Source organism: Sphingobacterium sp. UBA5996 (assembly GCF_002429765.1).
Taxonomy (GTDB): Bacteria; Bacteroidota; Bacteroidia; order Sphingobacteriales; family Sphingobacteriaceae; genus Sphingobacterium.
The window spans coordinates 186,781-210,665 of record NZ_DJAS01000017.1; the positions used below are offsets into that span (position 1 = coordinate 186,781).

Below are 23,885 nucleotides of genomic sequence, written 5' to 3' on the forward strand. Positions count from 1 at the left end.
TTTTAGTAGGGAACAGCGTTCGTAGCGTTATCGTTGGCAAAAACTATAGCTCACTTTCGCCAGCAACAATTTCAATAAGGCTATCAAGCAAGGTAATTTTTATTTGCTGGCCACTGTAACTTCTGCATTCATCATCGATGTGTATTTTTTTGCCTTCCCATTCCATGGTCAACCGGCTAGCTTGGATGGGTTTTATTTTCAATGCTACATCGGATCCATTCAATAGCCCGTCAATATAGTCTAAAAGTTCCTGCCGTTGCTTGTCAGTTACAATGATAATGTCGAATTGTCCGTCGCCCGGATCAGCATTAGAAGATAAGATTAGTCGCGGCCCCATGCTTGGAATATTCATAACTTCAGCGAGAATACATTCTGTTTCAAAGTTACTTTCTGCTAACTTTATCTTCAGCTTCTTGGCTGGGAACGTTTGGACCAGTTCGCGTAATTGTTGGAGTGCAATTTTTATTTCTTCTTCCGCACTAAGATCTTCCGCTAAACTTTTTTTATCCATTTTCTCCATCAGTAAAGGAAATACCCCGAAACCGATAGATTCTATAAAATGGAGGGGCTTTTTTGCTAATCCCAAAACCATTCCTACATCGATTTTTTTAAGTTTACAGTCGTTCCAGAGATCAATGGCTTTTTCACAATCAAGGGGAATCCCAAGAGAAATAGCAATATTGTTTGCAGTTCCTTGTGGCAATATGGCGATTGGTCTTTTAAATTTTAGTTTTTTTTCCAATAGCGCTAAAACTGCAGCTCTGATCGTGCCATCACCGCCGGCCAAGGCAATGATATCAGTCTGCGGATCGATCTTCTTGACAGCGTTTTGTTTTGCGACTACTGTGCAATTGTGTCCACGATTTTCAATTAATTGACATAGTTCATCTTTGTCCCCATTGGTATCATCCCCAGCGGTAGGGTTATGTACTAATCTTATGTTTTTGCCATGTTCTTTCATAACAATTGAACAAAGCATGGCTGAGATTGGTTTTCAAAGAAAAGAACAACTATGAATATACTTATTACCAACGACGATGGCATTTATTCGCCTGGTATCGCAGCACTGGCAAGGATAGCGAAACAGTTTGGGACAGTAAAAATTGTGGCACCCGATGTGGAGCAGTCGTCAATGGGACATGCGATTACGCATTCCCGGCCGCTAAGTTACCGGCGGGCACCTATTACTTTTGAAGATATTGAAGCTTTTAGGGTCAATGGAACTCCGGCAGACTGCGTAGCATTGGGTTTACATATGTTTCCTGATACGCAGGTTGTCCTTTCCGGTATCAATATGGGGCCGAATCTTGGTAATTCTATGTGGCATTCGGGTACACTAGCTGCTGCAAAGCAGGCCACCCTTCTTGGTGTTACGGGTATTGCTTTGAGCACCCCTGTCGGAAAGACTGAACCGGATTTTGAAGGCTTATCTGCATGGACAAGGGATGTGCTAAAAATATTAATGGAAAATAAAGAACCCGCGCTTTACAATGTGAATTTCCCAGCCCAACCGCAGGGCATAGCATGGACAAGACAATCAGTAAGGTTGTATGACGGCAGGGTTGTATCGGGAGAAGATCCTATGGGAAGGGAAAACTATTGGATCACTGTCGTACCTTTAGAACCTGCTGATAAAGGCACAGATCGTTGGGCAGTAGAGCATAATTTAGTATCCATTACACCGTTACGTCTTGATCTTACTGCGCATGATGAACTTGCGGAAAGAGTGAAACGCGAACAAAGTTGATTAGGTGAAGCTAAGCGAATGGGAAAATTAAACATTAATGGAAAAGATATGAATGCAACAGAAAATTTAATGCAAAAGGAAAGATTTCGTCCAGTTGATAAGGCAGGATTTGGAGGCGTAGCCTTAGGGAATGGATTTCAGTACCATACTGATTACGCATGCTTGGAGGCAGTAGAAGCGGCGTGGAAGGCGGGAATACGATTGTTTGATACATCCCCATGGTACGGTTTAGGTATAAGCGAACGCCGAATGGGCTTATTTTTAAAAGATCAGCCTAGGGAAAGTTTTACCTTGTCAACAAAAGTGGGCAGACTCATGTTGCCTCAAGAGGATTTTAAAATGGACCAGTCGCTGTGGAAAGGGAAATTAAATTTTGGCTACCGCTATGATTATACTGCTTCAGGTGTAAGAAGGAGCTTAGAAGATAGTTTACAACGCTTAGGACTATCTTCGATAGATATGGTATTTATTCATGACCTGTCACCAGACAATGGAGATATGAAAGACAGCTATTCTTATTATTTCGAGCAAGCTGCACACGGGGCGATGCCTGAATTGACTAGGATGAGAGAAGAAGGGATTATTAAAGGCTGGGGGCTAGGAGTTAATACCGTTGCACCGATATTACAGACATTGGAAGTTGCAGATCCAGATGTTTTTCTTTCAGCCTGTCAGTATTCATTGATAAAACACGAGGAAGGGCTGAATCAAGTTTTTCCTAAAGTAGCTGAACGAGGTATTTCAATCATTGTGGGAGCGCCATTATGTGCTGGATTTTTAGCTGGAAAAAACCGTTATCTCTACGATGGAACTTTCCCTGCTGGTGTCAAGGAAAAACTAAATGCTTTGTATCAGGTCGCAAAAAATCATAATGTTGATCTTCGCACAGCAGCATTACAATTTTCGGCAGCTCCCGAAGAAGTATCTGGGGTGATACCGGGTGCACATACTGCTGAACAGGCGGTAGAAAATGCAAATTCGTTCAACGTTAAGATCCCCAATGACTTCTGGAGCGAGCTAAAACATGAGAAACTTATTGAACAAAACTGTCCAGTACCAAACATGTGAAGTACTTGACGAGATTTAGGGTGTGATTGGCACACCCTCTTTGAAGTGATGTCAATTGGGCGTTATATGTTAGACCAACTTTAATACATGTTATTGAATAGATCTCATGAAATCTGTAGGGATAGCCAGCTCAAAGGTAATCTTAGTGTTGTCTGAGTGAACGATTATTGTCCCTTTGTGAAGTTTTGCTATTTCACGTGCAATAAATAGTCCTAATCCTAAACCTTTGCTATTGTCTCCTCGTATAAACGGTTCGAATAAGTCTGATAAATCCGACACTTGTTGAGGGAATATAAGTTCATTTGTAACGCTAAAAATAAATTGCCCTTCTTTAATGAATGCGTTAATTTCTATATTTTTATCCGGGTTCCCATGCTTTATTGCATTTCCAATTAAATTTGCAAAGGCTCTTCCCATTTTATGTTGATCACAACGTATCTCAGTTGGAAGATCGATGTTGGCAATTAATGTTTTATTATGTAAAAATTCATATTCGGATAGGATTTGTCTAATTAAGGTATCGATTCGGAAACATTCATTAATTATTGTGGGTTTATTTTCAAGACGTATACTGCTGAAATCCAATATATCATCGATCATTCCTTTCATCCGAAGAGACGCTTCTTCTATTTTCTTTATTAAGCGTTTTTGGTTATCATCTTTTACACTCCCCATCAGATATTGTGATATCACCTTTACGATACTCACAGGGTTATTCAGATCATGGGCTAGGGAGGTTAAAATGAGCTCTCTGTTTTTGGTGTAACTGAGCTCCTGTTTTAATTCTCTTCTCGCCTTGTTAAGGCCGAATATTGTTTTAAAATCTATTGCAATTAAATCACTACAAACGGGGAGCAGCGTTTCCAACTTGGTTCGGTCAAAATGTACAGGTTCCGCATTCATAAAACTCATGTGCCCTACAATAGCATCCTTCTTGTTAACTATTGGGTAAGAGATATAACTTTTTAAGCCGAATTCCTGAAGAACGTCAGTCCATTGATCAACAGTACATTGTGCACTATCATTAATGTAAATAGGCGAAAAACCTGTTCTAATTTCTTGATATATTTTAACGTAGGTGTCGCTGTTTTTATTGACTATTTGCTGAGACTGATAGTCATAAACGCACCAATTTCCCCATTTTACTCCATCTTTTTTACGTATCAAACCATATCTCATTTTGGTCTGGCTACAAAGTTCCTCCAGAATTCGTTGACAGGTATTGAAGTCGCTTTTATCGGATGTGTCGTATGGTTTATGTATTTGATTTGGGATGGTCATTTTTTTTGCATTGTTAGCGATGTGAATCCACCGATGGGTGTTCATCTCTCAGTGAAAATACAACATAGTTTCCTAAAAAATTGATATAATCGTAAAAGTGGCGTCAAAATAACAGTAATCAACACATTATTTTTCCAATTTTGCTATTTGCTCGATTAGTCCTTTAAATATAAAGGCGTGAAATGGTAGCACGGCATACCAATATAGCCTACCTGAAATTCCCAATGGCCTAAAAGTCGCAGTTTGTATCAACGTTTGTCCCTCGATTTTAAATTCGAGCCACGCTTCACCCGGTAATTTCATCTCTGCATAGAGAAGTAGTCTTTTCTGTTTTTTATCTGCAATTAATACACGCCAAAAATCAAGGGTGTCACCTGCGGAAAGATCAGTTTTGCTTTTCCGCCCTCGTCGCATCCCGACCCCACCAACCAATTGATCCATAAAGCCCCGGATTTTCCAAAGCCAATTGCCATAGTACCAACCCGATTGTCCTCCTATAGACCAGATCTTATTTAATGAAGCGTCACTGTTGCCCAGTGTAACACTACGTACATCTTTAAAGCAGCCATAAGCGGGTACTTCCAGCAGTCTACTCAATCCTCCAGATAAAATGTTACTGGTCTGCGCATCTTTCCAGCTCGAAATCACATGGTCACTTTCAATTTTTTGGAAAGCCAATTGGATAGCGGTACGGTAGTTGATCAGTGTGATGCCAAGTTGCTCGGCTAGACGATTTGGTTTACAAATCACTTCTACTTTCATACTGTCAACTAAGTTTTTTGCCAAATTGTATGAAGTCGAAGTAACAAAATAGAGCCAATAGGAAGATAGTCTGGGTGTCATCACGGGAACGATGTAAATATGTCTCTTAAGCTTTCTTTCAGTGGCATACTGCAAAAGCATTTCTTTGTAAGTAAGAACATCCGGACCACCAATATCATAACTTTTGTGGTATGTTTCAGCGTTCAGCATAACACCGACCATAAATTCAATGACATTCCGGATTGCTATTGGCTGGCATTTAGTTTTAAGCCATTTTGGTGTCACCATAATGGGGAGTTTTTCCACTAAATCGCGTATGATTTCGAAAGAAGCACTACCTGACCCGACAATTATACCAGCCCTTAATGTTGTAATGGGAATTGAACCACTCGCTAATACTTTTTCTACATTTCTCCTTGAATCCAGATGTTTGGAAAGCTGATTGGAATTACTTATTCCACTCAAATAGATAATCTGCCGTGCTTTGGTCGACTCAATGAAATTTTTGAAATTGGTAGCGCATTCAATTTCCATGCGTTGAAAGTCGCCAGTTTGGGTAGCCATCGAATGTATAAGATAATAAGCTACATCAAAATCAGTCGGCACGTTTTTGAGTGTTTCTTTATCCAGAAAATCTACTTCGATAACATCTATATTATGCTGTTCAGTTGGAATATTGAGACGATCTCTATCCCTAACACAGCAGATAAGCTCATGTCCTTGCTCCAATAATACGGGTAATAGGCGTTTGGCAATATAACCCGTCACACCTGTCAAGAGAATCTTCATAAGCCATTACATCTTTTATTTGTGTTATTTCCTGTGTAAATACCCTAAAATATAAATAAATTTTTAATTTTAGTTAGCGGTTTGGCTAGGTATTCTTTCCCGAGCATTGTAGCAATCTGCCTCTCCTTTTAGACAGTTAGCGTTTTTATAAATAGAATAAATACATTTTATCCATCACACGATGTATCACGAAGTAAATTTAAAATGGATTTTTATTCCAAAAAAATAATCTGAGTAGGCGAAAAGTAAATTTAAACGAAAATGATTAAGCTTTAGTCGTGTCGGCAATATCTTATTCCTCGGATCTGCGAGCTTCGCGGCTCCCATTCATTGTTATTGCACGAAATATGAATGTTACAGTAGCCAAAATTAATAAGACGTGAACAATATCTTCTGTTACAAACCCGCCAAGAAAAGTTACCGCCCAAATAATGACTATGCTGACGGCTATCGAATATAATAGATCTTCCATATGATATTTCTTGATTGAAGAACAATATCCCGATGAAATCGTTTAAAATTTGATAGGGAAAAATCACTCTCAATTTCGATATTGGAAGCAGAGATATACTTCTTGTACGATTGAAATTAATCAATGTATACTCGGAATATAGAAGTTTAAAAGCGTCATTCCCTTAGGTTTCCAAACATATAAGATGGAATTTATATTGCAGGAACAGGATTTGAAACCAAAAATGAAATGCCCGATTTTTCGAGCACTTCATTTTTGGTTATTAATGCTTAAGCAGATTCATTTACACCGGAAACAGCAATTTCTGTAAGTAACGTATCTGTTTCTTTTTCTTCATCAAGTGTTTGTTGTAGCAATTGCTCTGCTTCTGAATGTTTCATCAGCTTTGCAAATGTAACCAGACAACCATAACTTGCTATCTCATAATGTTCAACTTTTTGCGCTGCAGAAATAAGCGCTGCATCCAATGCTGGGTCTCCTTCAAAATTTTCGATAATCTCGTCAGCTTCCTCTAGGAGCCCCTCCATGGCTTTGCATTTCTTACCTCGAGCAGCGATTCCCAATACGGAAAACACTTCCTTAAGCCGCTCAATCTGCTGTTCGGTCTGGCCATGATGTTTTTCAAATGCCTGTTTCAGTTGTTCATCTTCGGCTGCTTTGCTCATTTTCTTTAACCCTTTTAAAAGTTGTTTTTCAGCACCCAAAATATCTTTTAATTCGTCTACAAATAACTCATGTAAATGCTCATTTGGCATTTTTTGTTGATTTTGATTCGATTTTGCCATAATTCTTTTTTAGAGATGGACATCTGTCAAAATAAGATCGTTTTTAAAATCTCATTTTCATTTCTTTATTGTCACTGGCATTCGTCAATTGGTGACAATAAAACCCTTACATTCTTTTGTTCCATATAATCGAAGTGAGCTTGATCGTATCGTTCGTAACAAAATTTAATACATATGCGGTCTATTTGATCTCAAATTCAGGTATTATTGCTGTTTTTTAGTATATTACAAACTAATAGTAACTCAGAATTAAGCTCTATATTATTTTGATTAGTTTATTTTTATCCTAAAAACAACCCTTTTTTTTTATACATAAAACTATAGTAGTATATTAGTGTTCTAATTTGTGCGTATGAAGTATAAGCTTTTAAAAGAAATCATTGGATTAGTCGAGGAATTTGACGCGGAAACAGAAGTTACTGATAGCTTTAGCGATGACTCCGATGGATTTAAGCGTTGGGTAACGGCAAAGGAAACAGGAATTTCTGTTGAGCCCTATTGGGAAGGAAAAGAGAATGGGCGCACGCCAGAAAGTGTAATCAGCACCTTACTTGTGCATATGAATAGGTTTGCAAAAAGCTATTCCAAAGCGGCTATATGGGAATCTGATTTTTCAACCCAGGAGGAATATATATATCTTATTACCCTTAGGTCATTTGGTGAGATGACAAAAATGGAGCTAATCAGAAGGAATATTCATGAAAAACCTGCGGGTATGGCCATTATTAACCGTTTAATCAAACAAGGATGGATTAGCCAGCAAAATTCAGAATCGGATCGTCGAAGTAAAGTGATTTATATTACGGAGAATGGTCGATTAGCTTTAGATCAACAAATGGAAAAAATACGGCATGCAACACAAATTGTTTCAGGTAATTTGACATACAGTGAAAAAATAACATTAATAAGTCTATTGGATAAGCTGAGCAAATTTCATCAGGTGATTTATGATAAGAATATTTCACCAGATAAACTGTTGGAGCAGATCAATATAGCGAAATAACATCCTTAGTTTAATTAACATCAGTGAAGAAGAAGGAATCAAATTAACATAAATGAAGAAGAAGGTAGCAGTTATAGGTGCGGGTTTTTCAGGTCTTTCAGCTGCGGCTTATCTCGCTCAGGCTGGATGCGATGTACATGTTTATGAAAAGCATACGGTGCCCGGTGGGAGGGCGAGACAGTTTGACACAGTTGAAGGATTTAAATTTGATATGGGACCAAGCTGGTACTGGATGCCTGATATCATTGAGTCATTTTTTTTAGATTTTGATTGCAGTACAGCGGATTTTTTTGAGCTCGTTTCGCTCAATCCGCAATTTGAAATGATATTTAGTTCAGGGCAGATTAGCGTACCCGAATCTTATCCGGAATTAAAGCAGTTGTTTGAGCAGATCGAACCTGGAGCGGGTGAGCAGCTGGATAAATTTATGGAGGCTGCCAAATTTAAGTATGAGGTAGGCATGCGCGACTTTGTCAATAAACCCTGTCACAATTGGAGTGAATTTCTGTCCCCTAAGATTGCTCTTAGTGCTTTTAAGCTCGATCTGCTTTCTAATTTTAGATCCTATGTTGCTAAATATTTTAAGGACCAGAGGCTACGCACATTAATGGAATTTCCTGTTATATTTTTGGGTGCTTCACCCAAAAATATTCCGGCCTTATACAGCCTAATGAATTATGGCGGTTATGCATTAGGTACTCATTATCCAAAAGGAGGTTTTTTTCAATTGGTGCTAGCGATGCAACAGGTGGCTGAGAAGCAAGGCGTAACTTTTCATTTTGATCATAATGTCGATGGAATGAAGGTTAAAAATAATACGATCAGTTCGCTGGAGATTAACGGAGTGTATCATGATTATGATGTTGTGGTTGCCTCGGCAGATTATCATCATATTGAAACATTATTAGATAAAGAGTTCAGAAACTACGATGAGGATTATTGGAAAACCAGGACGTTTGCACCATCCAGTTTGATATATTACTTAGGTATGAAGTCTCCTATTCCTAATTTAACGCACCACACCTTGTTTTTTGAGCATCCATTGGATGATCATATTGAATGTATCTATGGCGAAAAGAAGTGGCCTCAGAATCCTTTGTTTTATGCTTGTTGTCCATCCAAAACGGATCCCAATGTGGCGCCTGCAAATACGGAGAATCTTTTCTTATTAATGCCATTGGCTACAGCTATTTCGGACGATGAAGAAACGCGTGAAAAATATCTTATTCATATGTTAAAGCGTCTAGAAAAGCATACTGGTTCAAATATGTTGTATGAACAGATCGTATATAAAAGAAGTTACTGTGTGAGCGACTTTGTAAGCGATTATAATGCTTATGGCGGAAATGCTTATGGATTAGCAAATACATTGACACAAACAGCGGTATTGAAACCGAAAATCAGGAATAAGAAAGTTAAGAATCTTTTTTATACAGGACAGCTGACGGTGCCCGGCCCCGGGGTACCTCCATCCATTATATCGGGTAAGATAGCCGCCAAAGAAGCCATTGAATTATTGCGTAAATTATAAGATCATGAAAAAACTATTTGATGAACTCGCTTATGAAGTGAGTAAAAAAACAACTGAAAAGTATAGTACAAGTTTTTCGCTCGGTATTTTGGCTCTAAAGCCGAGCATTCGTGCAAGTATTTATGCGATATATGGTTATGTACGATTGGCTGATGAAATTGTCGATAGTTTTCATGGTTATGACAAGCAACGGTTATTGGGGCGACTTTATTTGGAAACCACCAATGCTTTAGATGAAGGCATTTCGTTAAATCCTATCCTGCAATCTTTTCAGGAAACCGTACGCAAATATAATATTGATATGTCCCTTATCAATCAATTTCTTCATAGTATGGAGATGGATCTTAACAAAGTTGAGTACAATTCAGAACGCTACAAGGAATATATTTATGGTTCTGCAGAGGTCGTGGGACTGATGTGTCTACAGGTTTTTTGTGAAGGCGACCGTCAGCGCTATGAAGAGCTAAAGCCTTATGCCATGAAGCTCGGTTCGGCATTTCAAAAAATCAATTTTTTACGCGATCTAAAAGAAGATTATCAGGTGCTTGGACGCACCTATTTTCCAAATTTGGATATGGGCCAATTCGATAATATCATGAAACGTCGTATCGAAGAGGAAATTCATACCGAATTTAAAGAAGCACTTTTGGGAATCAAGAAGTTACCTGCGTCGTCTAAGTTTGGAGTTTATTTAGCTTATAAATATTATCTCTCTCTCTTTTCACGGATCCGAAAGAAATCTTCTGAAGAAATTTTGGAAAATAGGATTAGAATACCTAATATTCAAAAAGCTTATGTCGCAGTTAAAAGTTACGTGCGCTATAAGGCGGCTTATTTATAAATCCATCAGCTTATCGCAATATGAACTTGATTATTATACTGCTCACTTTCATCGCCATGGAAGGCGCTACCTGGTTAATTCATAAATATATTATGCATGGCTTCTTATGGATGCTCCATAGGGATCACCATGATCATAGTAACGAGGGATTTTTGGAGAAAAATGATTACTTCTTCATTATTTTTGCTGTTCCGACCATCGCCCTAATGTATTTTGGCTCTTTAAGAGATTACAATTATCTTTTTTATATCGGCATTGGGATTATGCTGTATGGTTTGGCTTATTTTTTCGTTCACGATATCTTTATACATCAGCGTTTCAAATGGATGAGTAAAACAAATAATCGTTATTTTTTGGCTCTTCGGCGTGCTCACAAGCAGCATCACAAACATTTGGGCAAGGAAGAAGGGGAATGTTTCGGTTTTCTGTATGTGCCAATGAAATACTTTAAAATGTATTCTAACAATGAAAAAATATGATGCAATATACTTATTCGCTTATCTTATTCTTTACGGTAGTAATCTGTTTTGTCGCATCCTTCGACAAGCGGCTTCGATTCGACCGTGAATTTTTTCCATTCTTAAAAGCATCTGCGCTTGTTGCTATATTTTTTATCGCTTGGGATGTGTGGTTTACGAGTGAGGGAGTTTGGTGGTTTGACACAAGATATACTTTAGGACTGGTGATAGCAGGACTGCCAATAGAAGAGTGGCTGTTCTTTATCTTCATTCCTTTTTCTTGTATTTTTACTTATTTTTGCATTGACAAATTTTTTAAACTGCAATCCCTTTCCGCCTTTAACAACATCGTAGTTTTTGTAAGCATCATTATATGCGCCGTGGTTGCTCTCCGTTATACAGATCGAATTTATACTCTGGTAACCGCTGTAGTCACTATTTTAACACTGTTGATTTTCCATTTTGTTTTACGCGTGCAATGGATTACGCAAGCCTCTTTGGTTTTTACCCTGCTCATGTTGGGATTTTTACCTGTGAATGGTATACTCACGGGGACTGGATTGGAATCGCCGATAGTGAATTACAACCCAATGGAATTCATGGGCATCAGGATACTGACGATTCCTGTAGAAGATGCGGTATATGGCTATACACAGTTTTTATTGGTTCTCTATTTTTTCAAGAAATTTCAAAATAAAGGTTTGGCTCCAATAGCGAAGTGATATGCATTGGAGCAATCGGATTAAAGATACGTATGCTGCATGTGTCCGTAGAGGAGCTGATTCCGACTTCATTTTGTTATTTTATTTTTACATGCTTTAAGTAAAAATTGTTTTGTTGATCAATTTCTATCGTGTAATTACTATTGAGCTCTAGTGTCCATCCATCCCCCTTAATGAGATTTTTTTCAATGGATATAGGTTTAGTGATGGATACCTTTTTCCAATCAGGACTAATTAAAGCCCCATTTGTGACATCTAAAATCCCCCAAACATCTGTAATTCGGGTGGTGGGATAGTATGTGCCCAAGTTTTCGATTGGAATGATGGTTCTAGGGTCGAAAGAATAGTTCATTTTTTCGAAACGAATTTCAAAATGAGAAGATTCGACAAACTTGTTTTTGTAAGTTTTGACTAAGCGTTTATTTTCAGCATCCCTTTTATTTTCTTCTTCAAAAATTACAGCTGCATTATATGCTTTGGAAAGATTTTTAAAATTTTGTTCAGTTGGCGGAAGGAGAGAAATAGCAGACTTGCGGATAAATAATGCTGTTAGGTCAGTTTCTTTATCTATTTTTTTATTCCAATCGTTATCCGTTTTATACAGCAGATAACCATAAGTTGGCGTCGTTTGGTAGGCAAATGATCTTACAAAGGTGCGATTGTTTTGAGATCGATTAATACCATTTATAAGATATTGTTTTGTCGATTCATCGCTGCGGGCACTGACTATTATTCCTGTAAATTCGGCAATTCCTTCGTTAATTTCCAATAAATTCTCATTTTTAGCAGCTTCATCGAATAACACGTATCTATATTTTCTAAAAAATAGGGCATTGGTGAGATGACGTTTCATGTCATTTTTATGTGTGGACATTAAAGCTTGTTTTAAAGCTTCAAATTCAAGACGTAAGCTAATCCGGCCATCTTTTTCGTCGAGGTGATTATTGTTCGCATTATTTAGTGAGAAACCCAAATCAGGTTGTATACGATGAAATGACTCATGTGCAAGCAGATTTATACGATCATCCCTGTTTTCTGGAAGTGGCAACATAATCATTGCCCACCTCTTGTCATTCCAATCCAGTGCCGTGTTGGAAAAATTGACCTCCTGAGGTAGAATTCCAGTATATAAGTTAGCTGATGGTTTTAAAGTTTTTTTTCCATCCAATTCGTTGGCATAGATCGTGCGTGTGGCGGGATCAATAAGAAGAATTGGTCCGTATATACTTTTATTCCATAACTTGAAACTCTGATCTGAGGCAGTTTTGAGCTCTTCAAACCAGGAGTTGATATCGGCTGTTTCATATTGCTTACGTTGTGCGTAAGCCTGCGCAGTAAGATGGATAATAAAGAGAAGAGTAAATATTTTTTTCATAACTGTATGGGAAATAATTGACTTTCAAAATAGGCTAACCAGTTTAAATTAAAAAGTATTAAGGGAGAATCTCTTGAAAAAAGGTATCATGATAGGATTTGCCAATCGCGATTTCATATTTGTCGATAAACACGTCATTATGGTCAAATGAGTCGATTTTATGTTTATTAATGATATAGGAGCGATTTATCCGCAAGAAAATAGATTTTGGAAGCCAGTCATGTATATTCTTTATGGTCATACGTGTAATCACGCGTTGATCTTCCATTTGGAAAATGACATAATCTTTAAGAGATTCAATAAAAAGAATTTCGTTGAGATTGATCTTAAAAAATCTACGGTCAGATTTTACAAAAATATAATCATCCGTGATTTGCTCTAAATTTTTATTCTCTTCATCTAAAAGAAGTCCATGATAAACAATCGCCTTGTCTACAGCTTTACGAAAACGAACGGTATCAATAGGTTTAACAAGATAATCAATTGCGTCGACCTCATAGCTGTCTACGGCATATTCGGAATAAGCGGTGGTAAAAATCACAAGCGTATTTTTGGGAATATTTTGTGCAAACTCAATTCCGTTAATTTCCGGCATATTGATATCCAGAAAGATTAAATCAACAGCGTTTTGTTGTATAAATATACCCGCAGAAACAGCATTGTTGAAACTTTCAAGAAGTTCAAGAGATGCAATCTGATCGACTAGTTTCCTTATTCCTTTACGCGCTATAGGCTCGTCATCTACAATGATACATCTCATAATAGTAGCGTTAATTTTACGATATAATTTTGTTCTGTTTCTTCTATTTCTAAATCGTGCCGATTTTCGTAAAGCAACTGTAATCTACGAACGATATTGCTCAATCCGATACCCCCCCTTTCTTTTTGCCTTTGGTTTATAGATTTTGAATTTTTGCATATAAAAATAAGGGATTCTTTTTCTAATTGAAAGGATATATTAACATAAGATATGCCATTACTGTTCAGGTTGTGTTTAACAGCATTTTCTACAAAAGGAATGAATAACAAAGGAGCAACAATTACTTTATTGCTGTCTCCCCAAATTTTTATATCGAACTCAAATTGGTCCCTTCTGACTTTCTCCAATTCCAGATAGTCTGTCAATAGACATACATCGTCAGACAATGAAACTTTATCCCTGCTGTTGTTAGTGAACTGGTATTGCAGTAAGTCATCCAGTTTGGTTAAAATGTGGGCTGCCATGTTAGGATCTTCATCCACCAGTATATTGGCATTATTAATCGTATTGAATAAAAAATGAGGATTGATTTGACTCTTTAAAAATTTGAGTTCCGATTCAGTAGTTGCTTTTTGTAACTCCTGCTGCTTTATTTTGCTTTTTATTAAAGGCTTAAAGAGTAAAAGGGATGAAGTGCCGACAATAAATAGGATGATTGCCAATAGGCTAGATGCTAAACTCAGAAATATAGCTGTAGGGCTGGGATCGTTTCGGCTGACTGCGATATCGTAGAACATATGTTGTAGGATTATCACTATCAATAGCGCAAGTACGGAAAATAACACGGCAGCAATTAAATAATGTATCAGCTTATCTTTGGCCAAAAAGAAGGGGAATAGCAGGTAAACGTTTACATAAACCAGCATATTCATAAACACATAGTAGGCTACCCAACCGCAAGTTCTGTCGAAAGATAAGTTTAGTTTATCAGGCGCATCGAAGAATATCCCAATTGAAATTAACAGCATAAATAGTTGCATACAAAGATGCCTTTGTATGCTGTAGCGATCCGCAATTAAGAAAGCAATTTCTTTATTTTCTACGGCTATTTCCATTCCTTAAGATCTAGTTGAAGACTTATATTTCCGGATTCCATAGTAAATATATATAAATCAGGATAGAGTATATTTAATTTGTCGGTTATTTCCATTTTGTATTCCGGGGGTAATAGATAAGTGTTCTCATAGTTTACGATAAAGCGTATTTTTTTTTCTGAAATTTCAACGTTAATACTTAAGCTTTTAATTTCATTTGCTATCAGTATGGACTGTATCAATACGATGAATAAAAGAGGAGAAATCAGCAAATTGTTGGTTTTTCCCTTTACCTCCAGAACATATTCAAAACGGCTATCTTCAATAAATTTTTTTAATTGTAGTAAGTTTTTTAGGAAGATTATTTCGGAATTAAGGAAAACTTTATTTCTATCGCAGTCATAGAGTTGGTAGCGCAGTAAATGACCGAGTAACATCAATATTTGTGAGGCTTTTTGTGGATCTGATGCGGTTATTAAGGCCGCTTTACGTAAGGCTCTCGACATAAAGATTGGCGAAACTTGTCCTTTCAGTTTGTTTACTTCTGTTTCAAGGAAGTTCTGCTCCAGCATCATCACATCTTCGTTCTTTTTATTCCATTTTCGAAAGAGTTTTATAACTGACATGCTCCATAGACAGATTATAGTCATTGCTGAGGAAGATAGACTGTCTATTAGGATAATTGGATTGCTATAGGATGTTATGCGATGCGGTAGACTCAAAATTGCGCGTATGGAATATTCCAAAACAAGCGTGCAGCCCATAAGCGCTACCACAAAAGATACTAACAAAAGGATATAAATGGTATAGTTTTCCTTTAACAAGAACTTTGGTATGAGGTAAAAATAATTCAGATATGTTGTTAGTAGGTAAGTGACAAATGAGAGAAAACAAATTAAAAAGATAGTGTTTCCCAAAGAAGACATAATGTCTTGATACACTATAAATGTTTGATTAAAAGTAATAATAACTAAGGTTACAATAAAGGTTAGATGCCTCCATGGTCTATAATTGGAGGCAAATAAAAAATGATACGGTTTGCTTTGGCTCATATAGGTACTAAAATTACATTAAAAATCCATTCTATACAGTATATTAAAAAGTGATGTTGCTTGTTTTTTGGGTACTATGGCCCCTGTCTTTAGATTATATTGATGTCCATAATACTCTTTTGCGCCTGTAACATTCAGCCATTTGATTGCAATCTCGTGCGATCGTTTCAATCTGTTAAGTCTATAACTTATCGAATAATTAGCGATAAACATGGGGGAGAATTGTTTAGCAAATGCATTTTTTTCCTCGTATTGGATTTCTTTATCAGGATGGTTAAGGGAAGACTTTTCCAATACCGGAGCATATCTTTCTCCTCCTTGCAAGGTCAATTTCAGGTTAACGCTTAGTAGATCCCGTTGCTGTTTGTCCATAAACCATTCTTTGCCTGTCAATCCATTAATAATAAAACGCCTGTTAAATTTGCCGTTATGCCAAATGGCGTCTCCACCCGCAAATTTGGCATCAAATAGAGTGGCGGTCAACATATAATAAACACCTTTTTGTAAGTAGCGCTCGATTGTAATATCCAATCCGACATGCTGTCCTTTGCCCCGGTTCACCAGCGCATCTTCCACGTAGAATAGGTTGCGGTTAAGGATGGAATATGAGCTATCCGCAATAACTGGCACATGGAAGAGATATTGATAAAACGGTTCTAGTTTGATACGCATGTTATCCGACAGTTTATATTGATAGGATAAAGACATATGGTGCGCTTTGGTGAAATCAACATCCTTATTTAGTGGTTGGCCATTTCCTCTATCTTTTACAAGGAATACGTCCATCTTCTCCATACGGCTATGTAGGCCATAAGCCATGGCAATCGAGCTTTTAGGTCCTGAAGACCACTTTATAGCAGCTCGTGGTTCAACCGTCCAATGGTTATTCAGGGTTAATAACTGTGCATTGAGCCCTAATGTTACATAGATTTTTTTGTTTAATTCAATTAATGAACTGCTGTAAGCTGAAAGCAATGTGGTAGTCCCTTTTCCTTCGGAAATTGCCTGCAATGGTTTTCCTACAAAAGGTGAACGATCCAGCTGGGTGTTGTAATACATGTTTGTTACCGTAAAGCCGGTTTTATTGCTATACTTCTCCGCATATTTTTTATCAAAGGAAGATGTTAAAATCACATTGGTATAGCGGTTTCTTAAATTTAAATAGGGCATTTCGGTACTATCGTTGAAGATATCTTCGGTTGCCTTATTAGTTGAATGGGTAGTAGCCAAAGTGGTACGAAGAACTCCTCCATTCTCAAAAAAATAGCGATGGGTAATGCCGGCTGCTGCAGACATCTGGTCTGTTTTTGAGGATTTACGATCATCCATATACTTCCAGCTTGATTCTGATTCTTTTTTTGTACGGAACCTATCGGCTAATGCGTTTCCCCAAATTGAAAATGTTCCTTTATGCTTACTCGGAAAGTTTAATTTAAAATTTAGATCCTGATAGTCCAATAACTGCCCATTAGTTTCTCCTGCGTTAAGTTTGCTCATTAAGCCTGTTGTAGAATAGCGGTAATTAATCAAATAAGAAGCATCATTATTTGTACTAAAAGGTCCCTCCGAAGCGAAATCCAAGCCCAATAACCCTGCTTGGAAGGTATGTTCATGTTTCCGATTATTTCCTGTCCGCAATTTTAGGTCAAATACCCCTGATACGGCATTGTTATATTCTGCAGGAAAGGCGCTATTATAGAAATCCGAGTTGGCTAAAACATTTGTGCTCAATGAAGTCAGTATGCCGCCGCCCAAAGTCGCTATATCTGCAAAGTGATTTGGATTCGGTATTTCTATTCCCTCAAGTTTCCACTGAAGCATACTTGGTGCATTTCCATGTACTGAGATGCCATTATTTCCAAGACTTGAAGATACCCCGGCAAAAGAACTAACCAGACGGGCGGGATCATCCATTCCGCCGGCATAGCGATTAATTTCTTCAATCCGAAGTAAACGTCCTCCAGTCAGCGCCATTTTATTTGAAGCTCTTTCCTTATTGGCTGCCACTACTACGTCTTTCAATACGTAATGCGTCGGATCCATCGCAATTTCTAATGCGATCTCTTTTTTAGAAGTTAACATAATCTCTTTAATCACTGTAAGCTCGTAGCCTAAGCAATAAGCCTGTACGGTATATCGTCCGACTGGAAGATTGGGCAAAACGAATTCACCCTTATCGGAGGTTACTGCAACCAAACCTGGTTTTTCCAACACTCGGATAGATACGGCAGCGAGCTGTTGGCCGGATAATCGATCTGTGACGACCCCGCCTATTTTTTGTGTTGGGGGAATCTGAGCATGAACAGCCGTAGAAATTAAGGTGAACAAGAATATAATGACGATTTTATCCTTTAATTTTTCCATAATTTTATAGAGTAAATCGAAGCTATGTCGAAGCCCCTTTTTTCGCGCTAATTTTTGGCTGAGTACGATTTCGAGTGCATCCAGGACTCTTTCGCATTCAGGGGCTGATACTTGGGATAGTTTTGAGATCTGTTCTATTGTTTCTTTTCTATTCATTCTTAAATCTGATTACGGTTCAAATTTATCGGTCTAAAAAAGTTCCTTTAGCGATATGAGACGAAATGACGCTAATGAGCGACAGAAATATGTATAGCTAGGATCATGCGATAGCATAGGCAGTTCCCGACCAATTGCAAATCGATAAATAGGGGCATGTTTACCTGATTGCGTACTGATGTAATATGTATTTCTTATTTTTGTATACCTAGTATTGCCTATGCATATCTAATCAATGATTAGATTGATCGAAAAAAATTGCTAGATTTGAATTAAATTTTATCTACTTAAACTGAAAAGCAAAAACGGCTCAAATTTATAAATGAACTCTGATCAACAGATTTGGCAAATGTTTCAAGTTGGACATGAACCTTCGTTCAAAATACTTTTTGAACGCTACAACCACCTGTTGTTCAATTATGGATTTAAATTTACGCAAGACGAAGAAATCATCGAAGATAGCATTCAAGAGCTATTTGTTAAACTATGGTGCAATAGGGAAACTTTAAGTGTAGATGTCGCGGTGAAAAATTATCTGTTTAAGGCATTCCGGCGCACACTGATCAAGAAAATAGAACAATCCATGCGAAGGGCGGATATTGCTCACTCATCCCTTGATTATTTGCCCTTTACCATCGAACTACCTCATGATCTCAGTATGATCCGTCAGGAACGTGCCCAAGAGGTAAGAGATAAGCTGGATCAAGCGCTGCAGCAGATGACCACACGTCAACGAGAAGTTATCCACCTGCGCTTTTTTGAAGAGTTGCCGTATGACGAAATTGCCGAAATTATGGGTCTTTCGACCAAAGATACTTATAAATTGTACTACAGGGCATTGGAAAGTTTGAGGAAACATTTTGGCACTTTTGGTTTATTGGTACTACTCCATATACTTAACGAGCTGCGTTATCACTAAATCTTTCACCTATCTGCAAGTTTTTCCGAAATAAATAATAGATAGTATTTACAATCATAGTCAGCATTAGCGCTGTTTAATGATGATTTGACTGGGTAAGTCTGTTTTTTTTAAAAAAAATATAATTTATTGGGGTAAAATTCTGTCGAGAGGTGTAACCTATATAAAACAGTATGAACTCTCGATTATCAAAATATAAAGATTATAAGGCAACAGATTTTTTTGCGGATGAGGATTTTGTGCTGGCAGTGCTAATGCCGGAAGCTACCTTAACCGATTTTTGGTCTGAACTTAGTCTTCATTATCCACATCTTTCAGACGAAATGGCTCTCGCCAAAACATGGGCCTTATTGATCCAGAATCAGACCACTGCACAAAGTACCTTAAGTAGTGACGAGCGCTGGGCGAGGATTCAAGCACAAATTCCAATCTACGAAAGCAAAAAACAACGTAGTCGGATTGTACGCACTTTATTCCGGTGGACAGCATCTGCAGCAGCCATCTTGTTATTTATTGTGGTGGCATATGATGTTAGCCAATTTGGGACTAAAGAGACCAATACGGCCTTCGGTGAACAACGTCGACTTTCCCTTCCGGATTCTTCTATCATCAGACTAAATAGTAACTCTCACATTTCATTCGTCCGCAGTTGGAAAACGGATAAACCGCGCGAAGTTTGGCTTGAAGGAGAAGGCATGTTTGAGGTAAAACATACTGCCATTAAAAACCGTCTGCGCGAAAGCGACTTCTTTGTTGTGCACGTGGGGGATCTTTCATTGACTGTGTTGGGGACAAAGTTTAATGTGAAAGACCGTCGTGGACGTATCGAAGTGGCTCTATTTGAGGGAAGCGTCCGTATTCAGGGACAAAACGGTGAAGATCGTATACTAAAACCAGGGGAGACTTTCGTCTATGATACATCGGCAAAAGCAAATCAGGTTGTTACTAACGATGCGAATAGGGTGCTATCCTGGACGCGCGGTGAACTCAGTATTGAACATAACAGCTTAGCAAATATTGTAGATGTATTGGAAGATAACTATGGCTATCAAGTTGTAGTAGAAGATCCAACATTGCTCAATAAGCGATTTACAGGTGTTATACCACTTAAAAAAATAGATGACATCCTCTTTGTTATCAAACATACTATGAATGTAAACATCGAAATGAAAAACAAACAAATAATAATAAAACCTAATTAAAAAACGAAAATTAATCAATCGAAATTTATGAAAACTAAATTACTTGTGCCTATAGTCTGCCTGTTGAGTACCACGGGTAGTTTTGCGCAAAAAAGAGCTAGTCTCAGTCAGGCTCTTAGCGAAGTTACCCGAATCTATGGAACTAAATTTTCCTATGAAGAGGGCTTGATCCGGGATGCCTTTGTCAACAGTGAGCATATTCCGAAAAACAAAAGGCTTCCTGTGGAGACCGTGTTAAAAGAACTTCTTTATCCAAATAACTTCTTGTTTCTTTATGTACAGAACAATTACTTCACGATTATAAAAGATTCGCGGGGCAAACGAGACAATGATGGAGACGACCGCTTCTGGAAAGTCATTACGGGTAAGGTTAAAGATAACAACGGAACAGCACTTGCTGGTGTTACTGTGATACCGGATGGCTACGCCGTACGGTCGGGTGTAACCACCAGTAGCGACGGAAGCTATACCCTGCGCCTAAAGGATCCAGCAGAAGCAATCATTTTTTCTTATGTTGGTATGGAGCCTACCCGAAAGGTCATCGGCAGCGATACACAGATCAATGTCACCCTGGGCTCGGTTAACAATCAACTGGATGAGGTTGAAGTTGTGTCGACAGGATACCAAAAAATTGCAAAAGAACGTGCAACTGGGGCTTTTGGCCAAATTACCGCTAAACAGTTGAAGGAAGTGCCTTCCATTAATCTTTTGGATCGCATTGCAGGCATGATTCCTGGCGTACAGGTTGACCCGGTGAAGAATTCAATCACCGTCAGAGGAGTAAACACCTTCAATACAGATGGCGATTCTAAGCGTCCACTTATTGTCATAGATGGCTTTCCCGCAATCGATCAGGACTTGGTAAAAAATACCACGCAATTTGCCAACAATTCCATATTGAGTCGTTTAAATCCGGCAGATATTGAAAGTATTACCGTACTTAAAGATGCGGCAGCAGCTTCCATATGGGGGGCGCAGGCGGCAAATGGTGTTATCGTCATTGAAACAAAAAAAGGACGTGTAGGCGAACCCGTCATCTCTTATAATACCAGCCTCAGTATTTCAGCTCCAGCAGATCTTAATAGCTTGGATCGGATGACCACTGCGCAGTATATTGATTTTGAAAAGGAAATGTTCGATTATGGCTGGATAGCTGATCCGGAAGATTGGAATTCGTCATGGCAACCTTTTAATACCAATAAGCCTGCTAGTGAAGCGGTTCAATGGATGTATAAAAATAAAAAGGGATTGATTAGCGATGATGAGTTGGCTAAACAGCTCGATCGTTTAGGTCAAATTGACAATACCAGCCAAATTCGGAAATACCTGCTACAGAATGCAGTGACCCAACAGCACAACCTTTCCCTCTCAGGCGGAAATGGAAGGACAACGTATGCGTTCTCGGGCAGCTACGCAAAGGATGTTCCCGTATTCCGTTCCAATCAGGCCCAGTCCTTTTTTATGAATTCAACTTTATCGACAAACTTTTTAAATCAACGATTAAGTTTGACAACGGGATTGAATTATAATTATACGAATACTGTTGCTAACCAAGTTGCGGCAAACGCCATTGGCAATTCGACTGAGGGATTAAGGCCATATGAATTATTGGTTAATCCCGATGGAAGTAGAAATCGGCGATCATTGCGTTTTACAGAGTCTGTAGCAGCAAATCTAAAAGAGATTGGGTTGTATGACTGGACCTATAGTCCAATAGATGAACTGGACTACAACAAATATACCACTGCAGACAATCGCATAAGAATTAATGCTGATCTCAACGCCAAAGTGACTAGCTGGGCGAACATCAGCCTGTCAGGTATGCTTCAACGTACCATTGCAAACAGTCGAAATCTTGACGAATTAAAAAGTTATTCAATGCGTGACTTTTTAAATTATTATTCTACTGTTGATTTCCAAAATAATACGTTCACCAAAAATTTCGTACAGGGCGGGAGAATCGCATTGCGAGACCAAAATGCCACACAGTATAATATTCGCTTGCAAGGTAATGTCAATAAGACGTGGGGTGACTTCGTTAATTTAAATCTTCTCGCAGGAGCAGAGATTAGTTCTCAAACAGGCTTTAGCTCATCACAAACGGGATATGGCTTTAATGAAGATACCTATTCAATCGCTCCGTATAATCAGCTTGGTAGCTTCATGGGGATAGAGGGCTGGCAGCAGTCGATTACGGGGTCAGATGGCATTAGCAGAGCTAACCTACGCAAGATGTCTTATTACTCCAATGGAGCATTATCATTTCTTAAAGATAGGTACATTTTGTCTGCAAGTGCACGTTTTGACGATCTTACGTTGGTTGGTATTTCAAGATCGAAGCGAGCTAAACCAATCTGGTCTGCTGGGGCCAAATGGAATATCAAGTCCGAACGTTTTATGCAAGAAGTCGATTGGCTAAATGCGCTGAACCTTCGTATTACCTATGGTGTCGGTGGTACCGTTCCACAAGGTGGATCGAATGTTACCATCATCAACGTCGAAGGGGCTGATTATGCAACCGGTGAAATACCGGCATCAATATCGCAACCGCGAAACCCTGAGGTTGGATGGGAAAAGGTATATACGCAAAATTACGGACTTGATATCAGTTTGATCAATAACAGATTAAACATCGCATTTGATCTTTATAAAAAACACACACGTGATATCCTGTACACTTTTCCTTATAATGCGACATATGGATGGACAGACCTCCAATTTAATGGCGGAACAATGCAATCTAATGGAATCGATCTGGGTATACAGGGACTTATCATTCGCAAGAAAGACTTTCGATGGAGCTCCACCCTTAACTTTTCCTACAACACCAACAAAGTTACGGATTCACGCTTAATAGCAACAGACATTAGTAACTACATCAATGGTTCGATTTTAGAAGGGATGCCCTTGGATTATCTATATGCCTATAAGTGGGGGGGGCTCGATGAGACGGGACAGTCACAAATTGCCAAAGCCAACGGTGACATCGTAAAGAGTACGCAAGGGGGACGCAATGTATTTGTCCGTGAAGATCTCGTGTATATGGGACGTAAAACGGCGCCTTACTTTGGTGGTTTTATGAATACATTTTCATATAAAGGTATTAATCTTGGCTTTCGCATAACCTACGATCTTGGAAATGTCAAACGTCTGGAAACATTTGGTAATTATCCACAATACCAAGGAACTTTCTATGGTGTGCTTAACACAAACAAGATGCAGACAGCGCGTTGGCGAAATCCGGGTGATGAAGCAACAACAAATGTTCCGGGCTTAAAAAACATAAATACAAATAGCTTCAACAGGTTTAGAGATTCCGAGCTAATGGTTATTGATGCTAGCCATATACGTTTTCAACAGATATCGTTGGGATATAGCGTACCGTCAACTTCACTTAAGCGTACGCCGTTTAAATCTGTCGGTGTAAACGCTGCCGTACGAAATTTAGGCATTCTTTGGAAAGCAAATAAACTAGGTATTGATCCCCTTTATGTACGCACGAATAGCTATAATAATTTGCCGCCTACCAAGAATTTTTTCTTAACCATTGACGCCACCTTTTAA

20 protein-coding genes are annotated in these 23,885 nt (G+C 38.4%); 10 read left to right on the forward strand and 10 right to left on the reverse strand.

Features of this window, described 5'->3' with window-relative positions:
* Window positions 1-43: 43 nt before the first annotated feature.
* Window positions 44-961, reverse strand: coding sequence for a diacylglycerol/lipid kinase family protein (locus B3E00_RS13725; RefSeq protein WP_293938877.1), 918 nt, complete (start codon window positions 959-961; stop codon window positions 44-46).
* A 51-nt stretch (window positions 962-1,012) separates the two neighbouring features.
* Between B3E00_RS13725 and surE the strand changes: the two genes are divergently transcribed.
* Entirely contained in the window at window positions 1,013-1,747 is a 735-nt protein-coding gene (gene surE / locus B3E00_RS13730; protein WP_293938878.1) for a 5'/3'-nucleotidase SurE, read from the forward strand.
* An 18-nt stretch (window positions 1,748-1,765) separates the two neighbouring features.
* Complete coding sequence (locus B3E00_RS13735; RefSeq protein WP_293938879.1) at window positions 1,766-2,815, forward strand: aldo/keto reductase; 1,050 nt, start codon at window positions 1,766-1,768, stop codon at window positions 2,813-2,815.
* Between the two features lie 90 nt (window positions 2,816-2,905).
* On the opposite strand, the gene B3E00_RS13740 is transcribed toward B3E00_RS13735, so the two are convergent.
* From B3E00_RS13740 to B3E00_RS13755, 4 genes are all read right to left on the reverse strand, one after another.
* On the reverse strand, window positions 2,906-4,096 hold the full coding sequence (locus tag B3E00_RS13740; RefSeq protein WP_293938880.1) for a GAF domain-containing sensor histidine kinase: 1,191 nt from the start codon (window positions 4,094-4,096) through the stop codon (window positions 2,906-2,908).
* 126 nt (window positions 4,097-4,222) lie between these two features.
* Entirely contained in the window at window positions 4,223-5,647 is a 1,425-nt protein-coding gene (locus B3E00_RS13745) for an SDR family oxidoreductase (protein WP_293884818.1), read from the reverse strand.
* Window positions 5,648-5,939: 292 nt separating this feature from the next.
* On the reverse strand, window positions 5,940-6,119 hold the full coding sequence (locus B3E00_RS13750; RefSeq protein ID WP_293938882.1) for a DUF5670 family protein: 180 nt from the start codon (window positions 6,117-6,119) through the stop codon (window positions 5,940-5,942).
* 269 nt (window positions 6,120-6,388) lie between these two features.
* Entirely contained in the window at window positions 6,389-6,904 is a 516-nt protein-coding gene (locus B3E00_RS13755; RefSeq protein ID WP_209577996.1) for a ferritin-like domain-containing protein, read from the reverse strand.
* A 352-nt stretch (window positions 6,905-7,256) separates the two neighbouring features.
* On the opposite strand from B3E00_RS13755, the gene B3E00_RS13760 reads away from it, so the two are divergent.
* From B3E00_RS13760 to B3E00_RS13780, 5 genes are read left to right on the forward strand one after another with little or no spacing between them, the layout of a single operon-like run.
* Window positions 7,257-7,907, forward strand: a complete 651-nt coding sequence (locus B3E00_RS13760; RefSeq protein ID WP_293884820.1) for a MarR family winged helix-turn-helix transcriptional regulator — start codon at window positions 7,257-7,259, stop codon at window positions 7,905-7,907.
* 52 nt (window positions 7,908-7,959) lie between these two features.
* On the forward strand, window positions 7,960-9,438 hold the full coding sequence (locus tag B3E00_RS13765; protein ID WP_293938884.1) for a phytoene desaturase family protein: 1,479 nt from the start codon (window positions 7,960-7,962) through the stop codon (window positions 9,436-9,438).
* A 4-nt stretch (window positions 9,439-9,442) separates the two neighbouring features.
* Window positions 9,443-10,279, forward strand: coding sequence for a phytoene/squalene synthase family protein (locus B3E00_RS13770; protein WP_293938885.1), 837 nt, complete (start codon window positions 9,443-9,445; stop codon window positions 10,277-10,279).
* A 20-nt stretch (window positions 10,280-10,299) separates the two neighbouring features.
* Complete coding sequence (locus tag B3E00_RS13775; protein WP_293884823.1) at window positions 10,300-10,758, forward strand: sterol desaturase family protein; 459 nt, start codon at window positions 10,300-10,302, stop codon at window positions 10,756-10,758.
* Window positions 10,755-11,459 carry a lycopene cyclase domain-containing protein gene (locus B3E00_RS13780; RefSeq protein WP_293938887.1) on the forward strand — a complete coding sequence of 235 codons (705 nt, stop codon included), beginning with the start codon at window positions 10,755-10,757 and terminating at the stop codon, window positions 11,457-11,459. The genes B3E00_RS13775 and B3E00_RS13780 overlap by 4 nt, the downstream gene beginning before the upstream one ends.
* Before the next feature lie 76 nt (window positions 11,460-11,535).
* Here the strand turns inward: B3E00_RS13780 and B3E00_RS13785 are convergent, their stop codons facing one another.
* The 5 genes from B3E00_RS13785 to B3E00_RS13805 form a co-directional block, all read right to left on the reverse strand.
* On the reverse strand, window positions 11,536-12,834 hold the full coding sequence (locus B3E00_RS13785; protein ID WP_293884825.1) for a hypothetical protein: 1,299 nt from the start codon (window positions 12,832-12,834) through the stop codon (window positions 11,536-11,538).
* Window positions 12,835-12,892: 58 nt separating this feature from the next.
* Window positions 12,893-13,594 (reverse strand): LytR/AlgR family response regulator transcription factor, encoded by a 702-nt coding sequence (locus tag B3E00_RS13790; protein WP_293938889.1) that lies wholly within the window; start codon window positions 13,592-13,594, stop codon window positions 12,893-12,895.
* Window positions 13,591-14,649 carry a sensor histidine kinase gene (locus tag B3E00_RS13795; protein ID WP_293884827.1) on the reverse strand — a complete coding sequence of 353 codons (1,059 nt, stop codon included), beginning with the start codon at window positions 14,647-14,649 and terminating at the stop codon, window positions 13,591-13,593. The genes B3E00_RS13790 and B3E00_RS13795 overlap by 4 nt, the downstream gene beginning before the upstream one ends.
* Complete coding sequence (locus B3E00_RS13800; RefSeq protein WP_293938891.1) at window positions 14,640-15,254, reverse strand: histidine kinase; 615 nt, start codon at window positions 15,252-15,254, stop codon at window positions 14,640-14,642. Before B3E00_RS13800 ends, B3E00_RS13795 begins: the two co-directional genes overlap by 10 nt.
* Window positions 15,255-15,698: 444 nt before the next feature.
* Window positions 15,699-18,200 carry a TonB-dependent receptor gene (locus tag B3E00_RS13805; RefSeq protein ID WP_293938893.1) on the reverse strand — a complete coding sequence of 834 codons (2,502 nt, stop codon included), beginning with the start codon at window positions 18,198-18,200 and terminating at the stop codon, window positions 15,699-15,701.
* A gap of 322 nt (window positions 18,201-18,522) precedes the next feature.
* Here B3E00_RS13805 and B3E00_RS13810 point away from each other — a divergent pair, with 322 nt between their 5' ends.
* The 3 genes from B3E00_RS13810 to B3E00_RS13820 all read left to right on the forward strand — a co-directional run bounded on the left by B3E00_RS13810 (window position 18,523) and on the right by B3E00_RS13820 (window position 23,885).
* On the forward strand, window positions 18,523-19,119 hold the full coding sequence (locus B3E00_RS13810; protein ID WP_293884830.1) for an RNA polymerase sigma factor: 597 nt from the start codon (window positions 18,523-18,525) through the stop codon (window positions 19,117-19,119).
* Window positions 19,120-19,292: 173 nt separating this feature from the next.
* Entirely contained in the window at window positions 19,293-20,321 is a 1,029-nt protein-coding gene (locus B3E00_RS13815) for a FecR family protein (protein WP_293938895.1), read from the forward strand.
* 27 nt (window positions 20,322-20,348) lie between these two features.
* Complete coding sequence (locus tag B3E00_RS13820; RefSeq protein WP_293938896.1) at window positions 20,349-23,885, forward strand: SusC/RagA family TonB-linked outer membrane protein; 3,537 nt, start codon at window positions 20,349-20,351, stop codon at window positions 23,883-23,885.